The following is a 19,130-nucleotide window of genomic DNA, read 5'->3' as shown; positions in this document are numbered from 1 at the left end:
GTCAGGCCTCCACTTCCTTTGCCGCTTTGAGGATCGCCGCGACGATGCGGTCGAGAACCGTCTCGGTCTTCGCCGCCACTGCCTCGTCATAGGTCCAGGGCGGCGTCTCCGCCATGTAGGCGGACTGCGCCAGCTCCATCTGGACGGCATGCACCCGTCGCTCGGGCGCGCCGTAGTGACGGGTGATCCAGCCGCCCTTGAAGCGCCCGTCGGCGACGAAGGTCATGCCGGAGCTTTCGGCCTCGCGCACCGCCGCCTGACGGATCGCCGGCGCGCAGGAGGCGCCGCCGTTCGTGCCGATATTGAAGACCGGCAGGGTGCCGGGAAACAGGTTCGGCACCACCGAGCGGATCGAGTGACAATCGTAGAGAACGCAATAGCCGTGGCGGATGCGGGCCGTCTCGATGGCGGCCGCCATGGCCGCGTGGAATGGCGCGAAATAGGCGCTCTTGCGACGAGCAACCTCGGCGGCGTCCGGCTCGCGACCCTCGCGGTAGATAGGCTCGGCGTCGAAGGTGGTGGTCGGGCAGAGCGTCGTGGTGTTCTGGCCCGGATAGAGCGAAACGCCGGAGGGGTCGCGGTTCACATCGATGACGAAGCGCGAGATGTTCTGCCGCACGACGGTCGCGCCGGTCCGGGCCGCAATGCCACCGTAAAGCCGGTCCAGCCACCAGTCAGTATCCGGCACCGAGCGCCCGAGATCGTTCAGCTCGACCGAGACCTCCGGCGGAATCATCGTGCCGATATGCGGCTGGCCGAGGACCAACGGGCCATCGCCCGGAATGACGGTGACGGGGATCATGCCAAGGGTCATGCACTGTCTCCAAAGAGCCGCTCGACCACATGGCCGAAGGGCCTGGTCAATCCGCCGGAGGCGACCAGTGTGGCGGCGCGTTCCATCTCGGCGGAGAGTGGCCGGTCGGCATCGAGGATCGGCGCAATGCCACGGATGGCGGCATGCGCCTTCTCCAGCAGCGGGCTCGTCCTCAGGGGGCTGCGCATGTCGATGCCCTGCGCCGCCATCAGCGCCTCGATGCCGATGATCCGGCAGAGGTTCTCCGCCATGGCTCCGAGGCGTCGCGCGCCATGGGTCGCCATGGAGACATGATCCTCCTGGTTGGCCGAGGTCGGGATCGTGTCCGTGACGGCGGGCGCGGCCTTCTGGCGGTTCTCCGAGGCGAGCGCGGCGCTCGCGACCTCGGCAATCATGAAACCCGAATTCAGGCCAGGCTCGCGCACGAGGAAAGCCGGCAGGCCGGACAGGACCGGATCGACCAGCATGGCGCAGCGCCGCTGGGCGAGATTGCCGACCTCGCAGGCGGCCAGCGCCAGCATGTCGGCGGCGAAGGCCACCGGCTCGGCGTGGAAATTGCCGCCCGAGAGCACGTCGCCATTGTCGGCCATGACCAGCGGGTTGTCGGTGACGCCGCTCGCCTCGTGCGTCAGCATGGTCTGCGCCGAGGCGATCACGTCGAGCGCCGCGCCCATCACCTGCGGCTGGCAGCGGATCGAATAGGGGTCCTGCACGCGCGGGTCGTCGGCCAGATGCGAGCGGCGAATCTCGCTGCCCTCCATCAGGGCGCGCAGCACGGCGGCGACCGCGATCTGGCCGGGCTGGCCGCGCAGCGTGTGGATGCGCGCGTCGAAGGGCGTGTCGGACCCGGCGATGGCATCCGTCGCGAGCGCTCCCGTGACGAGAGCGGCAGCGAAGGCATTCTCGATCAGGAACAGGCCATGGAGAGCCAGTGCGGTCGAGACCTGCGTGCCGTTCAGCAAGGCTAGCCCCTCCTTCGGGCCGAGAACCACCGGCTTGAGGCCCTCCTTCGCGAGCGCTGCACCGCCATCCATGCGGACGCCGCCCAGGACCGCCTCGCCTTCGCCGATCAGCACGGCCGCAAGATGGGCGAGTGGCGCGAGATCACCCGATGCGCCGACCGAGCCTTGCGCCGGGATTACCGGCAACACACCCTTCGCGAGCATGGCGACGAGGAGATCGACGGTTTCCGGCTGCACGCCAGAGGCGCCGTGGGCAAGACTCGCGGCCTTCAGCGCCAGCACCAGCCGCACGACCGGATCGGCGAGCGGCTCGCCGACGCCCGCCTGATGCGAGCGGACAATATTGACCTGCAACTCCGCCAGCTTCTCGGCCGGAATGCGGACGCTGGCGAGTTTGCCGAAGCCGGTATTGACGCCATAGACGGCATCGTTGCCGCGCGCCTTCACCATGAGCAGGCGGTGGCCCTCGACGATGGCCGGCCGGGTCGCCGGGTCGAGGGCGGGCGTTGAGCCCGCCGCAACGGCACGCCAGAGGGAGAGCCGGTTGCCGCCGGCGCGGATCATGTCAGTCATCAGGCGCCCCGATAGCGCTGGTAGAGGGGGTTGAAGCCGATCCGATAGACGAGTTCTGCCGGCCGCTCCACCGACCAGATGCAGAGGTCAGCCCGCCGGCCGGGTTCCAGCACGCCGATATCGTCGCGGCCAAGGGCTTTGGCGGCGTTGCGGGTGAAGCCGAGCAGGCATTCCTCGACCGTCAGCCGGAACAGCGTTGCGCCCATGTTCATGGTCAGGAGAGGCGAGGTCAGCGGCGAGGAACCCGGGTTCGAGTCGCTCGCAAGCGCGATCGCCGTACCGTACTTGCGGAAATGGGCGACGGGAGGCGCCTGCGTCTCCCGGATGAAATAGTAGGCGCCCGGCAGCAGCACCGCGACCGTGCCGGCCCTTGCCATGGCGGCGGCACCCGCTTCGTCGGTATATTCCAGATGGTCGGCGGACAGCGCGCCGTGATCGGCGGCAAGCTTCGCGCCATGCAGGTTCGAGAGCTGGTCGGCATGGAGCTTTACCGGCAGACCATGCGCCTTCGCCGCTCCGAACACCTTGGCCGTCTGTTCGGTGGAAAAGGCGATGCCCTCGCAGAAGGCGTCCACCGCGTCGGCAAGACCGTGGCGGGCGATGGCCGGGATCATCTTGTGGCAGACGAGGTCGATATAGGCCTGCTTGTCGCCATTCGCCTCGGGTGGCAGCGCATGGGCGCCAAGGAAAGTCGTGACGACACCGATATCGCGGTGCTCGGGCAGCGAGCGCGCCACCTGCAACTGCTTCTGCTCGGTGTCGAGATCGAGGCCGTAGCCCGACTTGACCTCGACCGTAGTGACGCCTTCGGCAATCAGCGCGTCGAGGCGCGGCAGCGCCTGGTCGACGAGATCGCGGGGCCTGGCGCTCCGCGTCGCCTTGACGGTCGAGACGATGCCGCCGCCGGCGCGTGCGATCTCCTCGTAGCTCGCACCCTTCAGCCGCAGCTCGAATTCGTGGGCGCGGTCGCCGCCATAGACGAGGTGGGTGTGGCAATCGACGAGGCCGGGGGTGATCCAGCGGCCTTCGCAGCGGATCGTTTCGACCGGATCGAGCCGTGGCGCATCCGCGCGTGCGCCGACATAGACGATACGTCCGCCCTCGGTGGCGAGAATGCCGTCCTCGATCGGGCCGAGGCCGCCATTTGGACCATTTCCGGCCATGGTCGCGAGCCGCGCGTCGCGAAAAAGCCGGTCAACGCGCATGACAATCTCGCGGCACGTCGTATTCCTCGCCCAACAATGCTAGGCCGGAAACCGTAGCATGGAGACGGCGATGGACAAGTTCCATCTGGACAAGGCACTCACCCCGCAGGGCTGGCGGGAGAACATCGTTCTCTCCATCGGCGCGGAGGGGATCATCGCGGCGATCGACGAAGGGGCGCCGGCTGCCGATGCCACGCGCATCCGCGGCGTGACCCTGCCCGGACTGCCCAACCTGCATTCCCATGCCTTCCAGCGCGGCATTGCCGGTCTGACCGAGGTTGCCGGTGCCAGCGACGATTCGTTCTGGACCTGGCGCGACTGGATGTACCGCTTCGCGCTGGCGCTCGATCCCGACGATGTCGAGGCCATCGCCGCGCTCGCCTATGTCGAGATGCTCGAGGCCGGCTTCACCACCGTCGGCGAGTTCCATTACCTGCACCACGACAGGGACGGCCGACCCTATGCCGATCCGGCCGAACTTGGCGGGCGCTGCGTGGCCGCTGCCGCCGAAACGGGCCTCGCGATCACCCTGCTGCCGGTCTTCTACGCTCATTCCGGCTTCCGCGGCCTGCCCCCGGGCGAGGGCCAGCGCCGATTCATCTGCGATCTCGACCTGTTCGGCCGGGTGGCGGAAGGCGCGGCAGGGGCCGCCTCCTCCTACGCACGCGGGCGCTTCGGCATCGCCCCGCACTCGCTGCGGGCGGTGACGCAGGACGAACTGCGTCTGCTGACTGGCGCTTTTCCCGATTGCCCGATCCACATCCATGTCTCCGAGCAGGTAAAGGAAGTCGAAGACTGCCTCGCCGCTCATGGCGCGCGGCCCATCGCGCTTCTCGCCGACACGGTGCCACTATCCGAGCGCTGGTGCCTCATCCATGCGACCCATGCCAATGCAGATGAGCGAGCGGCCATGGCGAAGGCTGGCCTTGTCGTCGGTCTCTGCCCCATCACCGAAGCCAATCTCGGCGACGGCCTGTTCGAGGGCGTCGATTTCCTTGAGCGAGGGGGGCGGGTCGGCGTCGGCACCGATTCCAACGTGGCGATCTCGGCGACAGCCGAGCTATCGATGCTCGAATATTCCCAGCGCTTCCTGACCCGCCGGCGCAACGCGCTGGCTCCCCGCGGTGCCTCGACCGGCCGCACGCTGTTCGACGCCTGCAACGCGGGCGGCGCTCAGGCGCTTGGGCTCGGCACGGCCGGGATTGCCGTCGGCGCGCCGGCCGATTTCGTCGTGCTGGATGCTAGCCATATCGCCTTCGCGGGGCGGTCGGGCGACGCGGCGCTCGATTCCTGGATCTTCGGACCGTCCGGCGGTGCGATATCGGAGGTTTATGTCTCGGGCCGCCGGGTCGTCGATGGCGGGCGGCACGTGGCGCGCCCGGCCATCGAGGCGCGCGCCCGCAAGGTACTGGAGCGCGTCATCGCGGCCTGAGTGTCAGTCCATCCGCTCGTTCGGATAGACGCCCCAGAGCCGGTTCTGTTCGACCCAGCCGTCGAAGCCGTCGCCGGTAAACCGGCACCACGTTCCCGTGCAGGACCGCACGGCGCCCTGTACCCTCGGCTCGACGCGGGCGACGATCCGCTCGCCGCCGGCGCGATTCATCAGCGGCACGAGGTCGCCGGGATTGCCGCGCGCCATGACCATGGCGGTGCGCCGGCCGGACAGCATGGAGTGGAACACCCAGGTCTCGGTCCCCTCGTGGTCCCTGATGCGCCGCCAATTGTCGAACTCGGCGGTGACCTCCACCGGCAGGCCGGAGCGCTGGTAGATCCAGATCACCTGATGCTCGCGGGTCGGGCCCATGCGCGCGTTGACGCGCTCGGATTTGAGGCTGACGAAGCGGGGAACGGGCAGCCGGGTCTGCGAGCCCAGCGAGCCCGTCACCTCTGCCGCCACGGCCGGGGCCGCGAACGCGGCGAGAAATGCGGCCGCAACCGCGCTGACGCTCAGACGACGCATACGCAACCCACACGCATTGCCGGCCGCGCGCCCCCCTTCCGAAAGACGGGTAAGGTCGGGGAGGCGGCCGCTTTGTCTCGGGCGACCCATCTGATAGACGTGTCGCCTCGCGGCCAGTGTCGCCGCTCAGGGTTAAGACACGCTTGACGGGCCGGGCAAAAATGCCCGCCGCCAGGGACGGATCAGAGGTTGGGGAATGGCGAACCGCAAGAAGCCGCTCGTCGTGGTGACGCGCAAGCTGCCGGATTCGGTGGAAACGCGCATGCGCGAGCTGTTCGAGACGCGCCTCAACGTCGACGACAAGCCGATGAGCCAGGCCGATCTCGTCGCCGCGGTGAAGACCGCCGAGGTGCTGGTGCCGACCATCACCGACAAGATCGATTCGGCGCTGCTGTCGCAGGCCGGCCCGCAGCTTCGCCTGATCGCCCAGTTCGGCAATGGCGTCGACAATATCGACGTCGCGACCGCCATCCAGCGCGGCATCACGGTCACCAACACGCCGGGCGTCCTGACCGAGGACACGGCCGACATGACCATGGCGCTGATCCTCGCCGTACCGCGCCGCCTTGCGGAAGGTCTTGAAGTGCTCGAGCACAGCGAATGGGGCGGCTGGTCGCCGACCTGGATGCTCGGCAAGCGCGTCCACGGCAAGCGCCTGGGCATTGTCGGCATGGGCCGGATCGGCCAGGCGCTGGCACGCCGCGCCGCCGCCTTCGGCATGCAGATCCACTACCACAACCGCCGCCGCCTTCCCGAAAAGGTCGAGCAGGCGCTGGACGCGACCTATTGGGAGAGCCTCGACCAGATGCTCGCCCGCATGGACATCGTATCGGTCAACTGCCCGCATACGCCGGCGACCTATCATCTCCTGTCGGCGCGCCGTCTGAAGCTGCTCAAGAAGGACGCCTATATCGTCAACACCGCGCGCGGCGAGGTGATCGACGAGGTGGCTCTGACCCGCATGATCGAGGCGGGCGACCTCGCGGGCGCCGGCCTCGACGTGTTCGAGCACGAGCCGGCGGTCAATCCGCGCCTGATCAAGCTCGCCAAGGCCGGCAAGGTCGTGCTGCTGCCCCACATGGGCTCGGCCACCATCGAGGGCCGCGTCGACATGGGCGACAAGGTCATCGTCAACATCAAGGCCTTCATGGACGGCCACAAGCCGCCGGACCGCGTACTGCCGTCCATGCTCTGAGGCCCGTTGGGGCGGCGGCCCGCGCCGCCGCGGCCCCTACAGCGGCTTGCCGAAGACCAGAAGCACCCGGTGGCGCTCGAATTCGCGCAGGTTGAGCCCGGAAGCGCCCCCGACCTCGTGGCCCCGGATCTGCGTGGCGACCGAAAGCGTCAGCCAGCTGCGCCCCGACGTCAGATAGATGCTGGGACCGAGATAGAAGGCATCGCCCTGAAAGCGGCCGAGAGCCTGTCCCTCGTAGGCCCTGCGGTAGCTTGCCTCCAACCCGACAAAGACGCCGGGCGCGAGACGCGCCGACACGGACGCAGCGACGAACGTGCCGGAACTGCGCTCACTCCATGGCAGGTCGGCGCTGGCGCGCGTCTGGGTATCGAGGCCGATATTCACCGCCGCGAACAGCCGGTCGTAGATCAGCTCTGAATCGAAGGCCGCGCGCACGCCGCCGGACCAGACGGTGGCGGCCCGCGCCGTTCCGGGATCACGGCTGTCATAGCCGCCATTGATGTCGAGGGTCAGGCCGATCGGGCTCTTCTGCCGGTCGAGGATCTGGAACCGCGCCGATAGCCCGACGCCGCTGGCCCCGCCCGAATGTGTGTCGGGCAGACCAGGCACTCCACGCACACGCGCCGCGATCCCGTTGAAAGCGGCGGCGACCGCGATACCGGGTGCAAGGCCGTATTTCAGCTCGAAGTTCTGGTCGATCACGCTGTAGAGCCGGCCACGGCGGCCGAAGGCGGCCGCCGTGTTGAAGTGCGGCACGATCGAACCGGGTTCCTCGATGTCCGATCCCACCGTGAAACCAAACATGTGCTCGGAATCGACCTCGCTCTGGCGTGGCGGGCGCTCGGCCCCCTCGTTGGCGCCGGCGGGAAGCGGGAGGATTGCGATTCCAGTCAGAAACGCGAGTGCGGGAAGGCAACCGGAACGACTGGAGCGGCGGCGGGGCGTCATGTCTTTTTGCTCATGCTTCTGCAAATCATTCGCATCTTACGATCTGCCTTGGCCTTGTCCAGTCCTCTCGCCTCATGCGGGAAGTCGCGTGGGAACAGCGTCCGGCGCAGCTTGTCCGGCCACGTCATTCGGGGAATTGGGGTCGAAACCCCGGGGCCTACGTCCGGCGCAGCGGACATCCGGCCGCAAGCTAGCGGCTCGTCCCGCTCAGCGGATTGGCCGGGTCCCAGCGATAGCGCACCGTCTCGAAGCGCATGGCGCGCGTATCGATCATCAGGAGGCGGCCGACGAGACCCTCGCCGAAGCCGACGATCTCGCGGATCACCTCCATCGCCATCATCGAGCCGACAATGCCGGTAAGCGCGCCGACGATGCCCGCGACCTCGCAGCTCGGAACCGTGCCCGGCGGCGGCGCATCGGGGAACAGGCACCGATAGGTCGGGTTCGGCGCGCCGTCGGCGCTGGCCTCATGCCCCCGGATGGTCGTCAGCGTCGCATCGAACGTGCCGACGGCTGCGGTCACCAGAACCCTGCCCTCATGGAAACAGGCATCGGAAACCGCATAGCGCGTGGCGAAATTATCCGAACCATCGGCGACGATGTCGTAGCCGCGCACGAGATCGCGGGCATTGCCGGCACTGAGGCGCGTGACGTGGCCAATGACCTCGACATGCGGGTTCAGCCGGCGAATGGCGTTCGCGGCACTCTCCGTCTTCAGCACGTTCACGTCGCCGGTGCGGTGGATGACCTGCCGCTGGAGATTGGAGAGAGCCACCGCATCGTCATCGACGATGCCGATCGTGCCGACACCGGCCGCCGCGAGATAAAGCAGGAGCGGCGCACCGAGGCCGCCGGCGCCGATGACCAGCACCTTCGCGCGGCCCAGCTTCTGCTGGCCGGGACCGCCGACCTCGCGCAGCACGATGTGCCGCGCATAACGTTCGAGTTCGTCGGCAGAGAGAGCCATCAGTCGATCGAAAGCCCCAGCGCTTGCCTGACGCGCGCGCGAATGGCGTGACCGTCCCGCGTCGGGAGCACGCGCTCGCGCTCCGCCTGGTCGATCTTCACCACGGCGACGCAGGGGCCGTTCGCCGTCGACGTCGCGCGGACCGCCAGCCGGTTCACCTCGTCCATGCCATCGACCAGCCGCGCATCCTCGATGCCTGACGCCTTCGCGATCCCAGCGAGATCGGCGACGACCGCGTGGCTCGCCTGCCCGCCGGTTTCGCCATAGAGGCCGTTATCGAGCACGACGACCGTGAGATTCTTCGGTTGCTGCATGGCGATGGTGGCGAATGAACCAATGCCCATCAGCATTTCGCCATCGCCGGTGACCGCGATAACCGGCGTCTCCGGCCGCGCCAGGGCGATGCCCAGCGCCATCACGGCGCAGCCGCCCATCGCGCCCCACAGATAGACGTTGCGGTCGTTGTCGCCGCAGGCGGCGACATCGTAGGTCGGCGAACCGAGCCCGGTGACGACGATGGCATCGCCACGTTCGGCCAGCAGGCGGGCGACGACGGCGCGGCGGTCGAGACGGTTGAACGTTCCGATCATTTCACGAACACCTTGGCACCGACGAGCTGCTGACCGAGCAGCACGGCGACGGCATTGCCGCCCTCGTAGGCCATGCGGACGCCGGCCGCGGCGGCAGGGCCGACCTGACGCGGTTCATCGGCGCGCAGCACATGAATGCCCATCAGCCGGAAGGCGTCGGGCGTGCCCGTGCCCATCGGCACCTGCCACGGATTGAACTCGCCCCACTCGCCGCGCATCGTCACGAAGGTCAGGAACGGGCCGCCCATGTTCCGCACCAGCGAGAACATGTTGACGCAATTGCCGACGCCCGAGGACTGCATCAGCAGGCAGGCGCGGTCGCCGCCGAGCCATGCGCCGGAGGTCAGCGCGACGCCTTCCTCCTCGGTGGTCAGCGGGATCGCGACCATCGACGGATCGGCATGGACGGCGCGGATCAGTTCGGCATGGCCGCCATCCGGCACATAGGCCACCTGGCGCACCCTGGCCGCCTTGAGCGCGGCGAAGATGTCGCCTGGCCAGCCGGCGGGCGAGGCATGCGTGGGTTGAGGGTGCAAGGCATTCATCGGCTGGCTAGGCTCCGCATCCTTCGCGAGCGGCGGACCATGACGCCGGCCCGGCCGCCGCACAAGAGAGACATGGGGAGGACAGGCATGACGGTCGGTTTCATCGGGCTGGGCAAGATGGGCAGGGGCATGGCCTCGAACCTTCAGACCAAGGGTTTCCCGCTCGCCGTCCATGACGTGGTCGAGGCGCCGGTGCGGGCGCTGGTCGAGCTTGGCGCCAAGCGCGGAACGCCGGCCGAGATCGCCTCATCCTGCGACATCGTCGTCACCGTGCTGCCGACCGGCAAGGAGGTTCACGAGGTCATCCTCGCCCCCGGCGGCATTCTGGATCATGCGAAGCCCGGCACGCTCATCCTCGACCTCTCGACCATCGACCCCGATACGACCGACCTGCTGCACAGCGAGGCGCGTCGGCGGGGCATGACCGCCGTGGACGCCCCCATCGGCCGCCTCGCCTGGCATGCCGATCGCGGCCAGAGCCTGTTCATGGTCGGCGCCGACGATGCCGACTACCAGCGCGTCCTGCCGCTGCTCAACGCCATGGGCACGACGATCCATCATTCCGGCGGGCCGGGCGCGGGCACGCGCATGAAACTGGTCAACAACTACCTCGCCATTATTCTTTGCCAGCTCAATGCCGAGGCGCTGAGCCTGTCGCAGCGTTTCGGCCTCGATCTCGCCAAGACCCTCGACGTGCTCTACGGCACCACCGCGACCAACGGCCAGCTCAAGGTCAACTGGCCGAACAAGGTGCTGGCCGGCGACACCGAGCCGGGCTTCTCCATCGACCTCGCGCACAAGGATCTGACGCTGATCGTGCAGGCGGCGAACGCGGCCCGCGTGCCGGTTCCCGTCGCGGCGGCAGCGCGCGAGGCCTTCTCGCAGGCCCGCTCGCGCGGCTACGGGCAGAACGACTTCTCGGCCATGGTCGATGTCGCCTGCGATCTCGCGCAGATCGAGCGGGCACGCCTGCCGAAGGGCTACACGCCACCCGCATGATCGAAGACGGGCGGGGGAGGCGTTGCCGTCTCCCCTTGCCTCACGCGAGCGTCGTCAGGTCCTGGAACCAGTGCTGCGCCTGCGTATAGCCGCCGACCTTGGGGCCGGCGACATGCGGGTTGGTGTCGTGGACGACCCAGACCAGCAGCGCATCGTCCACCACCTTCTCGTGGACCTTGGCCATCAGCGCGTTCTGCTCGGCCTCATTGGTGCTCGCGAGCGCGGCGTCGATCAGCTTGTCCACGTCCGGGTTCCTGTAGTGACCCCAATTGACCCCGACCGGCGCGATCTGTCCGGAATGGAAGAAGCGGATGAAGGCGTAGAGCGGGTCCGACGTGACATAAGCGACGTTGTTGGCGGTGATGCCTTTCAGCGAGTCGTGCGCCGCCCCCTGCCGCCAGGCGGTGTAGAGCGGTTCGAGCTCGACCACCTTGAAATCGACCTCGATGAAGGCCTCCTTGAGCATTTGCTGGCAGAGCTCGTTCATCGGCAGGGACAGCATCTGGCCGGAGCCGGAGGACGCGATCAGGAACTGCGTCTTCAGAGGGCTTGAGCGCGAATAGCCGGCCTCAACCATCAGCTTCCGGGCGGCATCCACGTCGTACTTGATCTCGAACGACGGCTTGCCGAACCAGGGGTTCGAGCGGTCGACCTGACCGTAGGCGGGATGGGCGAGCCCACCCATGAGCTCCACCACCGAGGCGCGGTCGATGGCGAGGTTCGCGGCCCTGCGTGCGCGGATATCGGTCCAGGGCGAGCCCGGCAGGGTCGAGAGGTGATAATTCCAGACATGCGGCGTGACGTTGTCGATCAGCCTGAAGCCCGCCTGCTTCAGGCGCGGCATTGCGTCGGGCGCTGGCGTCTCGATAAAATCGACCGTGTTGGCGAGCAGCGCATTGGTCCGGGTGATCGGCTCGGGCAGGCAGGACAGGATGATCCGGTCAACCTTCGCGATGCGCGACTTGTCCCAATAGTCGGGATTGCGCACGAGTTCGGCGAATTCGCGCGGCACGAGACGGCCGAGCCGGAACGGCCCGGTGCCCGACGGCTCCATGGCGAATTTCTGCCAGTCGCGCCCGACCTTCTGGTACTGCGCCGGGCTCGACACCAGGAACCAGAGCATCTGGTAGGGGAAGAACGAATCCACCGTTTTGGTGGTCACCTCGACGGTCATCGCATCCAGCTTGTGCCAGCTCGCGACCGAAGGGAGCCGCGCGCGTACCTGCGAGGACTGACGCTGGTCGAAATGCTCCGCCTGCGGATTCAGCACCTTCTCGAAGTTCCACACGACCGCATCGGCATCGAAGGCCGAACCATCATGGAATTTCACGCCGGGCCGCAGCCTGAACACCCACTTCTTCTTATCGGCGGGATCGGTCACCCATTCCGTCGCAAGGCCCGGCACCAGCTTGCCGGGACGTTCGGCGACGTTCATCTCCCAGGCCACCAGCGGGTCGTAGAGCGTATAGCCGGTGAACTGGTAGCCGCCGGCGCCGCGATCCGGCTGTCCCGTCGTCTGCGGGATGTCGGCCATGGAGATGCCGTAGCGGATGACCCTCTCCTGCGCCAAGGTCGGCAGGGACGGCGCGGCGACGAGACCCGTGGCGCCAGCCACGGCCTTCAGGATGTCGCGGCGGTCAGGGAAAAAGTGCGGCATGGCAGAGCCCTCTCGAACAGCGCCGCGAAAGGCTAGTTGCAGTGCAGCATGTGTCGAGACGAAGTTGTCGGCGGCCGATGACCGGGGATTGGGCAATCGCGCCGCCCGTGGCGACCCTCTCGCAGGACAATCGTCCAGACATGCCGCCGCGATGTGCACTGCTGCCAGAGAGCCCCTTGCCGAACCGCGCGCGGCGCTCCACGACTAGCCATCATGCCGAGCTGCCCGCGTGTCCTCACCATTCCCGCCTCAAGGCCGCATCTGAGGACACTCGCGACGGCGATCCTCGACGGCCGCGTGGTACCCGGCTGGCCTGACGCGACCGACCCGCTTTCGCTCGCCTCGGGCACCATCCTCCTGCCGAACCGGCGCGCCTGCCGTGCCATGCGCGACGTCTTCGCCGAAATTGCCGGGGACCGGGCCGTCCTGCTGCCACGCATCGCGCCCATTGGCGACGTCGACGAGGACGAGTGGGCCTTCGCCGATCCGAGCCCGCTCGACGTTCTCGGCCTCGACACCATCGCGCCCGCCATGCCGGCGCTGGACCGGCGCCTGACGCTGGCCGGCCTTGTCCGGCAATGGGCTGCCTCGGTCGACCGCGCAGTGATGAAGCTCGGCGAGCGTGATCCGCTGGTCGTCTCGACCTCCACCGGCGACGCCCTGTCGCTCGCGGCCGATCTGATGCGTCTAATGGACCAGGCCGAGACCGAGCGAGTGCCGTGGACTGGCCTCGACGCCATCGTGGATGCCAATCTCGACGAGTTCTGGCGCATGACCCGCGCCTTTCTCGCCATCGCCACGGAGCACTGGCCCGCCCACCTCGAGGCCATCGGTCAGGAGGAGCCGGCGGTGCGGCGCGACCGGCTGATCGCGGCCGAGACGATCCGGCTCGCGGCGCTGCCCGGCCCCATCGTCGCAGCCGGCTCGACCGGCTCGATCCCCGCGACGCGCGAATTGCTGGCGACCGTCGCCCGCCACGCCAGAGGGGCGCTGGTCCTGCCGGGTCTCGACCAGAACCTCGACGATGCCGCATGGGAGGCCATCGGCACCGGCGGCGCGGCCGCAGCCCATGCCCACCCGCAATTCGGCCTGAAGCGCCTGATCAGCCATCTCGGCATCGCCCGCGACGAGGTCGAGGCGCTCGCGCCGCCAGCGCTCCCCGCCCGGGAGGCGCTGCTGTCGGAGGCCATGCGGCCGGCGGCGACCACCGATCGATGGGCCGAGCGGATCCCGGGCGATGCCGCGCCTTCGCTGGCAGGGCTCGCCGTCATCGAAGCCGCCAACGAGCGGGACGAGGCGCTCGCCATCGCTGTCCTGCTGCGCGAGATCGCCGAAGACCCCGAGCGCTCCGCGGCGCTCGTCACGCCGGACCGGGCGATTGCCGGCCGGGTCGTTGCCGAGCTGTCGCGCTGGAACGTCGCGGTCGATGATTCCGGCGGTCGGCCGCTCGCATCGACGCCGGCTGGCGCGGTCGCCCGGCTGGTCGCCGCGCTGGCGCTCGACGAACCCGCGCCCGCCGATCTGCTCGCGCTGCTGTCGCAGCCCGCGATCGACTTCGGCCTCTCCGGCGAGGAGAAGGCCGGCGCCATCGCGGCAATCGAGTTGAAAGCGCTGCGCGGCCTGCGCCCGACCGGCGGCCTTGCCGGCTATGCCGCGGTGCTCGCCGGAGTCGAAATCGACGTTAGGCAACGGCTGCACGACCCCGCCAGCCGGGTGAGCCCCGCCGCGCTGGCGGCGGGCCGCACGCTGATGGATCAGGTGATCGCCGCGCTGGCGCCGCTGGCAGACTTGCGCGCGCATGCCGCGCCGATGCTCTCCGAGCTGGCGGGCGCTCATCTCGCCGCCATCGGCAGTCTCGGGCTCGATGCCGAGACTCCCGGCCTTGGCGAGACCGTAGCCCTGCTCGAAAAGGCGATGCAGGGACCGGCGACGACCTTCGCCGTCCCGCCCGATGACTATCCCCCGGCGTTCGACGCCCTGACCGCCACCGAGATCGTGCGGACCGCTGCCGATCCGGGCGCGCGCATCCGCGTGCTCGGCCTGCCAGAGGCGCGTCTTCTGGATGCCGACTGCGTCGTGCTCGCCGGTCTCGTCGAGGGCTCCTGGCCGGGCGACCCGAAGCTCGACCCATGGCTCAACCGCGCCATGCGCGCGAGCTTCGGCATCGACCCGCCGGAGCGGCGGATCGGCCTTGCCGCCCACGACTTCTGCCAGCTTCTCGGCAATCCCCGCGTGGTCATGACCCGCGCCGCGAAAGCCGGCGGCGTGCCGACCGTACCCTCGCGCTGGCTCCAGCGGCTCGCGGCGGTGGCGGGCCCGGAGGCATGGGCCGGTCTCGGGGCGCGCGGGGCGGACTGGCTGGCTCTGGCCGGCGCGTTCGAGAGGGCCGGCGAGGCCCGGCCGGCGCCACGCCCGGGGCCGAAGCCGCCGGTGGCACTCCGACCCGATCACCTCTCGGTCACCGAGATCGAGACGCTGCAGCGCGACCCCTATGCGGTCTATGCGCGCCACGTCCTGCACCTCGCGCCGCTCGAACCGCTGGACCAGGCGCCGGGCGCAGCCGAGCGCGGCACGCTGATCCATGGCGTGCTCGACGCCTTCGCGCGCGAGGTGACTGCGAAAGGCCAGCCTGACGACCCGGTGGCGCGTCTGCTCGATCTCGGACGCGAGCATTTCGCGGAATTCTGGGATGATCCCTCCGTGCGTGCGGTCTGGTGGCCGCGCTTCACGCGCATCGCGCACTGGTTCGCATCGGCCGATGCCGAGCGCCGCCTCGCCTTCCCGACCGTCCATGCCGAAGACTTCGGCCGTATCGACTGGCAGACCGTTGCCGGGCGCACGTTCACGCTGGTCACCAAAGCCGACCGGATCGACGTCTCCATCGACGGCAAGGCCGAAATCGTCGACTACAAGACGGGGAGCGTGCCCGGCGACCGCGAGGTCATGGTCGGTCTCAACCCGCAGCTGCCGCTCGAGGCCGCCGTGCTCTTGAACGGCGGTTTCCCCGCCATCCCGCCCGGCCTCCTTGTCGACGGCTTCCTCTATGTGAAGCTCGGCGGCCGCGACCCCGCCGGCGAGTTCAAGCCGGTGAAGCTCGACCGGCCCGCCGCGCAGGTCGCCACGGAGACGCTCGCCAACCTCAAGGCGCTGATCGACGCCTATGAGAATCCGGCCCAGGGCTACAGGTCATGGACCATGCCGAAATATGTCGGCGGGCGTTCCAACGATTACGCCCATCTCGCGCGCGTCAAGGAATGGTCGGCTACGGGAGGCGGCGAATGACCCGGCGCTTCTTCGTCCCGCCGAAGGCGAGCGCGGCGCAGCTCATGGCTTCCGACCCCGCCGTCTCGGCGTGGGTGGCGGCCAATGCCGGCTCCGGCAAGACCTATGTTCTGGCGCGCCGCGTCGTGCGCCTGATGCTGGCCGGCACGCCGCCCGGCGCCATCCTCTGTCTCACCTTCACCAAGGCCGCGGCGGCGACCATGGCGAACCGGGTCTTCGCGCTGCTCGGCGAATGGGCGCTGATGGACGATGTCGCCCTGGTCAAGGTGCTCGGCGAGCTCGACGGCAAGGCGCCCTCGCGCGACCGCCTCAGGCGCGCGCGGCGGCTCTTCGCCGAGGCGCTGGAGACGCCCGGCGGCCTGAAAGTGCAGACCATCCACGCCTTCTGCGAACGCGTGCTGCACCAGTTTCCCTTCGAGGCCAATGTCGCCTCGCAGTTCACCGTGCTGGACGATCGCGCCGGCGCCGAACTCGCCCAGCGGGCGCGGCTCGCCGTGCTGCTCGAGGCGGCGGCCAATCCCGCCGGCCGGCTCGGCCGGGCCTTCGCCTTCCTGTCGACGCTCGCCGCCGACCAGACCGTCGACGACCTTCTCGACGAGGCCGTCGCCGCGCGCGAGGACATCGAGCGGCTGATCGGGCAGGAAGGCTCGATCGAGCGCGTGGCCGAAAGCCTCGGTGACGCGCTCGGTCTGATGCCGGGCGAGACCGAGGCGGCGCTGGAAGCGGCCATTGTCGGCGAGGCGCTGATCCCGGCCTCCGAGTGGGCGGCCGTCGCCGACGCCATCACGCAGGCCTCGACAGCAACGCGCGACCGCGAAGTGGCCGGTCTTCTCAGCCTCGCGGCCACGGAGGCGGACGGCGGCCAGACCTATCTGGAGATATTCTTCACCAAGGCCGGCGAGCCGCGGAAGGCCGTCGTCAACAAGCCGGTGCGCGACGCCGAGCCGGCGCTTGCCGCGCGGCTGACTGCCGAGCAGGAACGCCTCGTCTCGCTGCGCGCCAAGTTGAAGGCGGCGCGACTGCGCGACGGCACCGGCGCGCTGCTGACGCTCGCCCATGCCATGTCCGCCGAGATCGAGCGCCGCAAGGCCGCGCGCGGGGCGCTGGACTTCTCCGACCTCATCGCCCGCACGCGCGAACTCTTCGACCGCGTCTCCGCGCGCTGGATCCTCTACAAGCTCGACCAGGGCATCGACCACATCCTGGTGGACGAGGCGCAGGACACGAGCCCCGACCAATGGCGGCTGGTCGAGCGGCTGGTCGAGGAATTCACGTCCGGCGAGGGCGCGCGCGAGGGGGCGCGGACGCTGTTCGTCGTCGGCGACGAGAAGCAGTCGATCTATTCGTTCCAGGGGGCCGATCCCGCCTGGTTCGGGCGGATGCGCCGGCATTTCGCCTCGGCCTTCGGCAAGGCGGAACGGCCTTTTCGCACCGTGGATCTCACTTTTTCGTTCCGCTCGACCGCAGCCGTTCTCAGCGCGGTCGATGCGGTTTTCGAGGGCGCCGAGGCGCGTCGGGGCCTGACCATCGAGGATGCTGTCCTGCAGGGCCACGAGGCCGCCCGGTCGGAGGCGCCGGGCATGGTCGAGCTCTGGCCGGCTGTCGAGCCGGAGGATGAACATGAGCCGCCGCCCTGGCCGGCACCGGTCGATGCGCTCACATCAGCCGATCCGGTCGCGAAGCTTGCCCAGCGGATCGCGGCGCATGTGCGCCTGTGGCTCACGCGGCGCGACCGCCTGCCGGACAAGGCGCAGCCGATCCGCGCCGGCGACGTGCTCATCCTGGTGCGCCGCCGCGGCGCGCTGTTCGAGGCGATCATCCGGGCCCTGAAGAATGCCGACGTACCGGTTGCCGGCGCAGACCGGCTGGTTCTCGGCGAGCATATCGCGGTGATGGACCTGATGGCGCTGGCCGACTGCCTGCTGACGCCGGACGACGACCTCTCACTGGCATCTGTGCTGAAAAGCCCGCTGGTCGGCATGGACGAGCAGGAGCTGTTCGATCTCGCCAGCGGCCGCGACGGCTCGCTGTGGCAGGCGCTGGCCGAAAGTGGCCACGCGGCTGCCGGCCTCATGGCGCGCTGGCGCATGGAGGCGCTGTCGCTCACCCCGGCCGCCTTCTACGGCCGCGTGCTGTCGCGCGATCAGGGGCGGCGGCGAATGCTCGCCCGGCTCGGCTCGGAGGCCGCGGATGCGCTCGACGAGTTCATGTCCCTGGCGCTGTCGTTCGAGACGACGGATATCCCGACCCTCCACGGCTTCGTCGCAATGCTGCGCGCCGGCACGCTGGAGGTGAAGCGCGACATGGAGATCGGCCGCGACGAGGTGCGCGTCATGACCGTCCACGGCGCCAAGGGTCTCGAGGCGGACATCGTCATCCTCGCCGACACGATGGGCAAGCCCGGCGGCCAGCACGATCCCAGCCTGTTCCGCATCCGCCGCCCGAACATGCCGGAGGGCGCGCCTGCCCAGCTCGTCTGGTCGCCCTCGATGAAGTCGGATGTCGAGCCGGTGGCCCTCGCGCGCGCGGCCGCGCGCGGCATCCAGGCCGACGAGTACAACCGCCTGCTCTATGTCGCCATGACGCGCGCCGCCGATAAGCTGATCGTCTGCGGCGCGCGGCCGCGCAAGGCCACGACGGACGTCTGGTACGACCTCATCGCCCGCGCGCTCGGCGGGGGCTCCGCCGAAGAGCCGGCCGATGACGGCGAGGGCACCGTGCGCCGATGGCGGCGAGGCCCGGACGGCATCGGCGCCGCGGACGAGGCTCGGACCTCGGCGCCGGCGTCCGTCGCGCTGCCGGACTGGATCGGGCGCGATGCTCCGCCGACGCCGGTCCGGCTGCGCCGCGTGACGCCCTCGGACGCCGATACGGCCGCGCCGCGACTGCTCGCGACGCCCGAGGCAACGGAGCGGCGGCGGCAGGCCCTGCTGCGCGGCACGCTGACCCACCGTCTCCTGCAGTCGCTGCCGGCAGTGCCAGCCGACCGGCGCGCCGAATCGGCCGTGAGGTTCCTCGCAGGCCAGCCGGATCTCGATGCCGCGCTTGGCGAGGAGATCGCCCGTACCGCGCTTGGCCTTCTGCGGGATCCGCGCCTTGCCGACCTGTTCGGCGCGGGCAGCCTGCCGGAGGTGCCGCTCGCCGGCCGCCTCGCGGGTCGCCCGGTCTCCGGCCAGATCGACCGGCTGCTGATCGCGCCCGAGCGCATTGTCATCGCCGACTACAAGACCAACGAGGCCGTGCCGGGCACAACGGCCGACGTTCCCGACATCTATGTCGCCCAGCTCGCGATCTATCGGGCGATGCTGGGTTCGATCCATGCCGACCGGCCGGCCGAGGCCTGGCTGATCTGGACCGCGGATGGTTCGGTGATGCCGCTGCCGGCGGAACTGATGGACGCGGCGCTGGCGCGGCTCGGCCTGATGCCCTGACT

The 19,130-nt window shown here is 69.2% G+C and carries 14 protein-coding genes; 5 read left to right on the top strand and 9 right to left on the bottom strand.

Annotated features, from left to right (window positions below; translation table 11 throughout):
• Nucleotide 1: 1 nt before the first annotated feature.
• The 3 genes from hutG to hutI are packed head-to-tail and all read right to left on the bottom strand — an operon-like array spanning nucleotide 2 to nucleotide 3,560.
• Complete coding sequence (gene hutG / locus JNK84_RS17650) at nucleotides 2-814, bottom strand: N-formylglutamate deformylase (RefSeq protein WP_293426094.1); 813 nt, start codon at nucleotides 812-814, stop codon at nucleotides 2-4.
• Nucleotides 811-2,349 carry a histidine ammonia-lyase gene (gene hutH / locus JNK84_RS17645; RefSeq protein WP_293426092.1) on the bottom strand — a complete coding sequence of 513 codons (1,539 nt, stop codon included), beginning with the start codon at nucleotides 2,347-2,349 and terminating at the stop codon, nucleotides 811-813. The genes hutG and hutH overlap by 4 nt, the downstream gene beginning before the upstream one ends.
• Nucleotides 2,349-3,560: an imidazolonepropionase gene (hutI, locus tag JNK84_RS17640; protein ID WP_293426291.1), complete on the bottom strand. Its 1,212-nt coding sequence runs from the start codon at nucleotides 3,558-3,560 to the stop codon at nucleotides 2,349-2,351. Before hutI ends, hutH begins: the two co-directional genes overlap by 1 nt.
• Nucleotides 3,561-3,624: 64 nt before the next feature.
• Between hutI and JNK84_RS17635 the strand changes: the two genes are divergently transcribed.
• Nucleotides 3,625-4,986, top strand: coding sequence for a formimidoylglutamate deiminase (locus JNK84_RS17635; protein ID WP_293426090.1), 1,362 nt, complete (start codon nucleotides 3,625-3,627; stop codon nucleotides 4,984-4,986).
• A 3-nt stretch (nucleotides 4,987-4,989) separates the two neighbouring features.
• On the opposite strand, the gene JNK84_RS17630 is transcribed toward JNK84_RS17635, so the two are convergent.
• On the bottom strand, nucleotides 4,990-5,514 hold the full coding sequence (locus JNK84_RS17630; protein WP_293426088.1) for an SH3 domain-containing protein: 525 nt from the start codon (nucleotides 5,512-5,514) through the stop codon (nucleotides 4,990-4,992).
• 196 nt (nucleotides 5,515-5,710) lie between these two features.
• On the opposite strand from JNK84_RS17630, the gene JNK84_RS17625 reads away from it, so the two are divergent.
• A complete protein-coding gene (locus JNK84_RS17625; protein WP_293426086.1) occupies nucleotides 5,711-6,709 on the top strand; it encodes a 2-hydroxyacid dehydrogenase in 999 nt (332 codons plus the stop codon).
• Between the two features lie 36 nt (nucleotides 6,710-6,745).
• On the opposite strand, the gene JNK84_RS17620 is transcribed toward JNK84_RS17625, so the two are convergent.
• From JNK84_RS17620 to JNK84_RS17605, 4 genes are all read right to left on the bottom strand, one after another.
• Nucleotides 6,746-7,513 (bottom strand): hypothetical protein, encoded by a 768-nt coding sequence (locus JNK84_RS17620; protein WP_293426084.1) that lies wholly within the window; start codon nucleotides 7,511-7,513, stop codon nucleotides 6,746-6,748.
• Nucleotides 7,514-7,847: 334 nt separating this feature from the next.
• Entirely contained in the window at nucleotides 7,848-8,624 is a 777-nt protein-coding gene (locus JNK84_RS17615; protein ID WP_293426082.1) for a HesA/MoeB/ThiF family protein, read from the bottom strand.
• Nucleotides 8,624-9,214 carry a thiamine pyrophosphate-dependent enzyme gene (locus JNK84_RS17610; RefSeq protein ID WP_293426080.1) on the bottom strand — a complete coding sequence of 197 codons (591 nt, stop codon included), beginning with the start codon at nucleotides 9,212-9,214 and terminating at the stop codon, nucleotides 8,624-8,626. Before JNK84_RS17610 ends, JNK84_RS17615 begins: the two co-directional genes overlap by 1 nt.
• Complete coding sequence (locus JNK84_RS17605) at nucleotides 9,211-9,759, bottom strand: phosphonopyruvate decarboxylase (RefSeq protein ID WP_441343268.1); 549 nt, start codon at nucleotides 9,757-9,759, stop codon at nucleotides 9,211-9,213. Before JNK84_RS17605 ends, JNK84_RS17610 begins: the two co-directional genes overlap by 4 nt.
• On the opposite strand from JNK84_RS17605, the gene JNK84_RS17600 reads away from it, so the two are divergent.
• Entirely contained in the window at nucleotides 9,640-10,758 is a 1,119-nt protein-coding gene (locus JNK84_RS17600; RefSeq protein ID WP_367272359.1) for an NAD(P)-dependent oxidoreductase, read from the top strand. The genes JNK84_RS17605 and JNK84_RS17600 overlap by 120 nt on opposite strands.
• Nucleotides 10,759-10,798: 40 nt before the next feature.
• Here JNK84_RS17600 and JNK84_RS17595 read toward each other — a convergent pair whose 3' ends face one another.
• The gene (locus JNK84_RS17595; RefSeq protein WP_293426074.1) at nucleotides 10,799-12,415 is read right to left on the bottom strand and encodes an ABC transporter substrate-binding protein; all 1,617 of its coding nucleotides are present in this window, start codon (nucleotides 12,413-12,415) and stop codon (nucleotides 10,799-10,801) included.
• Nucleotides 12,416-12,628: 213 nt separating this feature from the next.
• Between JNK84_RS17595 and addB the strand changes: the two genes are divergently transcribed.
• Nucleotides 12,629-15,697, top strand: coding sequence for a double-strand break repair protein AddB (addB, locus tag JNK84_RS17590; protein ID WP_293426072.1), 3,069 nt, complete (start codon nucleotides 12,629-12,631; stop codon nucleotides 15,695-15,697).
• Nucleotides 15,694-19,128: a double-strand break repair helicase AddA gene (gene addA, locus JNK84_RS17585; RefSeq protein ID WP_293426070.1), complete on the top strand. Its 3,435-nt coding sequence runs from the start codon at nucleotides 15,694-15,696 to the stop codon at nucleotides 19,126-19,128. Before addB ends, addA begins: the two co-directional genes overlap by 4 nt.
• Nucleotides 19,129-19,130: the final 2 nt, after the last annotated feature.

The organism is Phreatobacter sp. (assembly GCF_016793595.1).
Classification (GTDB): Bacteria; Pseudomonadota; Alphaproteobacteria; order Rhizobiales; family Phreatobacteraceae; genus Phreatobacter.
Note: the sequence above shows the minus strand (reverse complement) of the source record. Positions and strands in the feature narration are given on the sequence as shown.

Excerpts from the sequence above, each read along its gene's own strand:
- JNK84_RS17605 (WP_441343268.1), bottom strand. The coding sequence starts at position 9,759 with ATGAATGCCTTGCACCCTCAACCCACGCATGCCTCGCCCGCCGGCTGG.
- hutH (WP_293426092.1), bottom strand. The coding sequence starts at position 2,349 with ATGACTGACATGATCCGCGCCGGCGGCAACCGGCTCTCCCTCTGGCGT.
- JNK84_RS17630 (WP_293426088.1), bottom strand. The coding sequence starts at position 5,514 with ATGCGTCGTCTGAGCGTCAGCGCGGTTGCGGCCGCATTTCTCGCCGCG.
- addB (WP_293426072.1), top strand. The coding sequence starts at position 12,629 with ATGCCGAGCTGCCCGCGTGTCCTCACCATTCCCGCCTCAAGGCCGCAT.
- addA (WP_293426070.1), top strand. The coding sequence starts at position 15,694 with ATGACCCGGCGCTTCTTCGTCCCGCCGAAGGCGAGCGCGGCGCAGCTC.
- JNK84_RS17615 (WP_293426082.1), bottom strand. The coding sequence starts at position 8,624 with ATGGCTCTCTCTGCCGACGAACTCGAACGTTATGCGCGGCACATCGTG.
- JNK84_RS17625 (WP_293426086.1), top strand. The coding sequence starts at position 5,711 with ATGGCGAACCGCAAGAAGCCGCTCGTCGTGGTGACGCGCAAGCTGCCG.
- JNK84_RS17595 (WP_293426074.1), bottom strand. The coding sequence starts at position 12,415 with ATGCCGCACTTTTTCCCTGACCGCCGCGACATCCTGAAGGCCGTGGCT.
- JNK84_RS17620 (WP_293426084.1), bottom strand. The coding sequence starts at position 7,513 with ATGTTTGGTTTCACGGTGGGATCGGACATCGAGGAACCCGGTTCGATC.
- JNK84_RS17610 (WP_293426080.1), bottom strand. The coding sequence starts at position 9,214 with ATGATCGGAACGTTCAACCGTCTCGACCGCCGCGCCGTCGTCGCCCGC.
- JNK84_RS17600 (WP_367272359.1), top strand. The coding sequence starts at position 9,640 with ATGGCCGCCATCCGGCACATAGGCCACCTGGCGCACCCTGGCCGCCTT.
- hutG (WP_293426094.1), bottom strand. The coding sequence starts at position 814 with ATGACCCTTGGCATGATCCCCGTCACCGTCATTCCGGGCGATGGCCCG.
- JNK84_RS17635 (WP_293426090.1), top strand. The coding sequence starts at position 3,625 with ATGGACAAGTTCCATCTGGACAAGGCACTCACCCCGCAGGGCTGGCGG.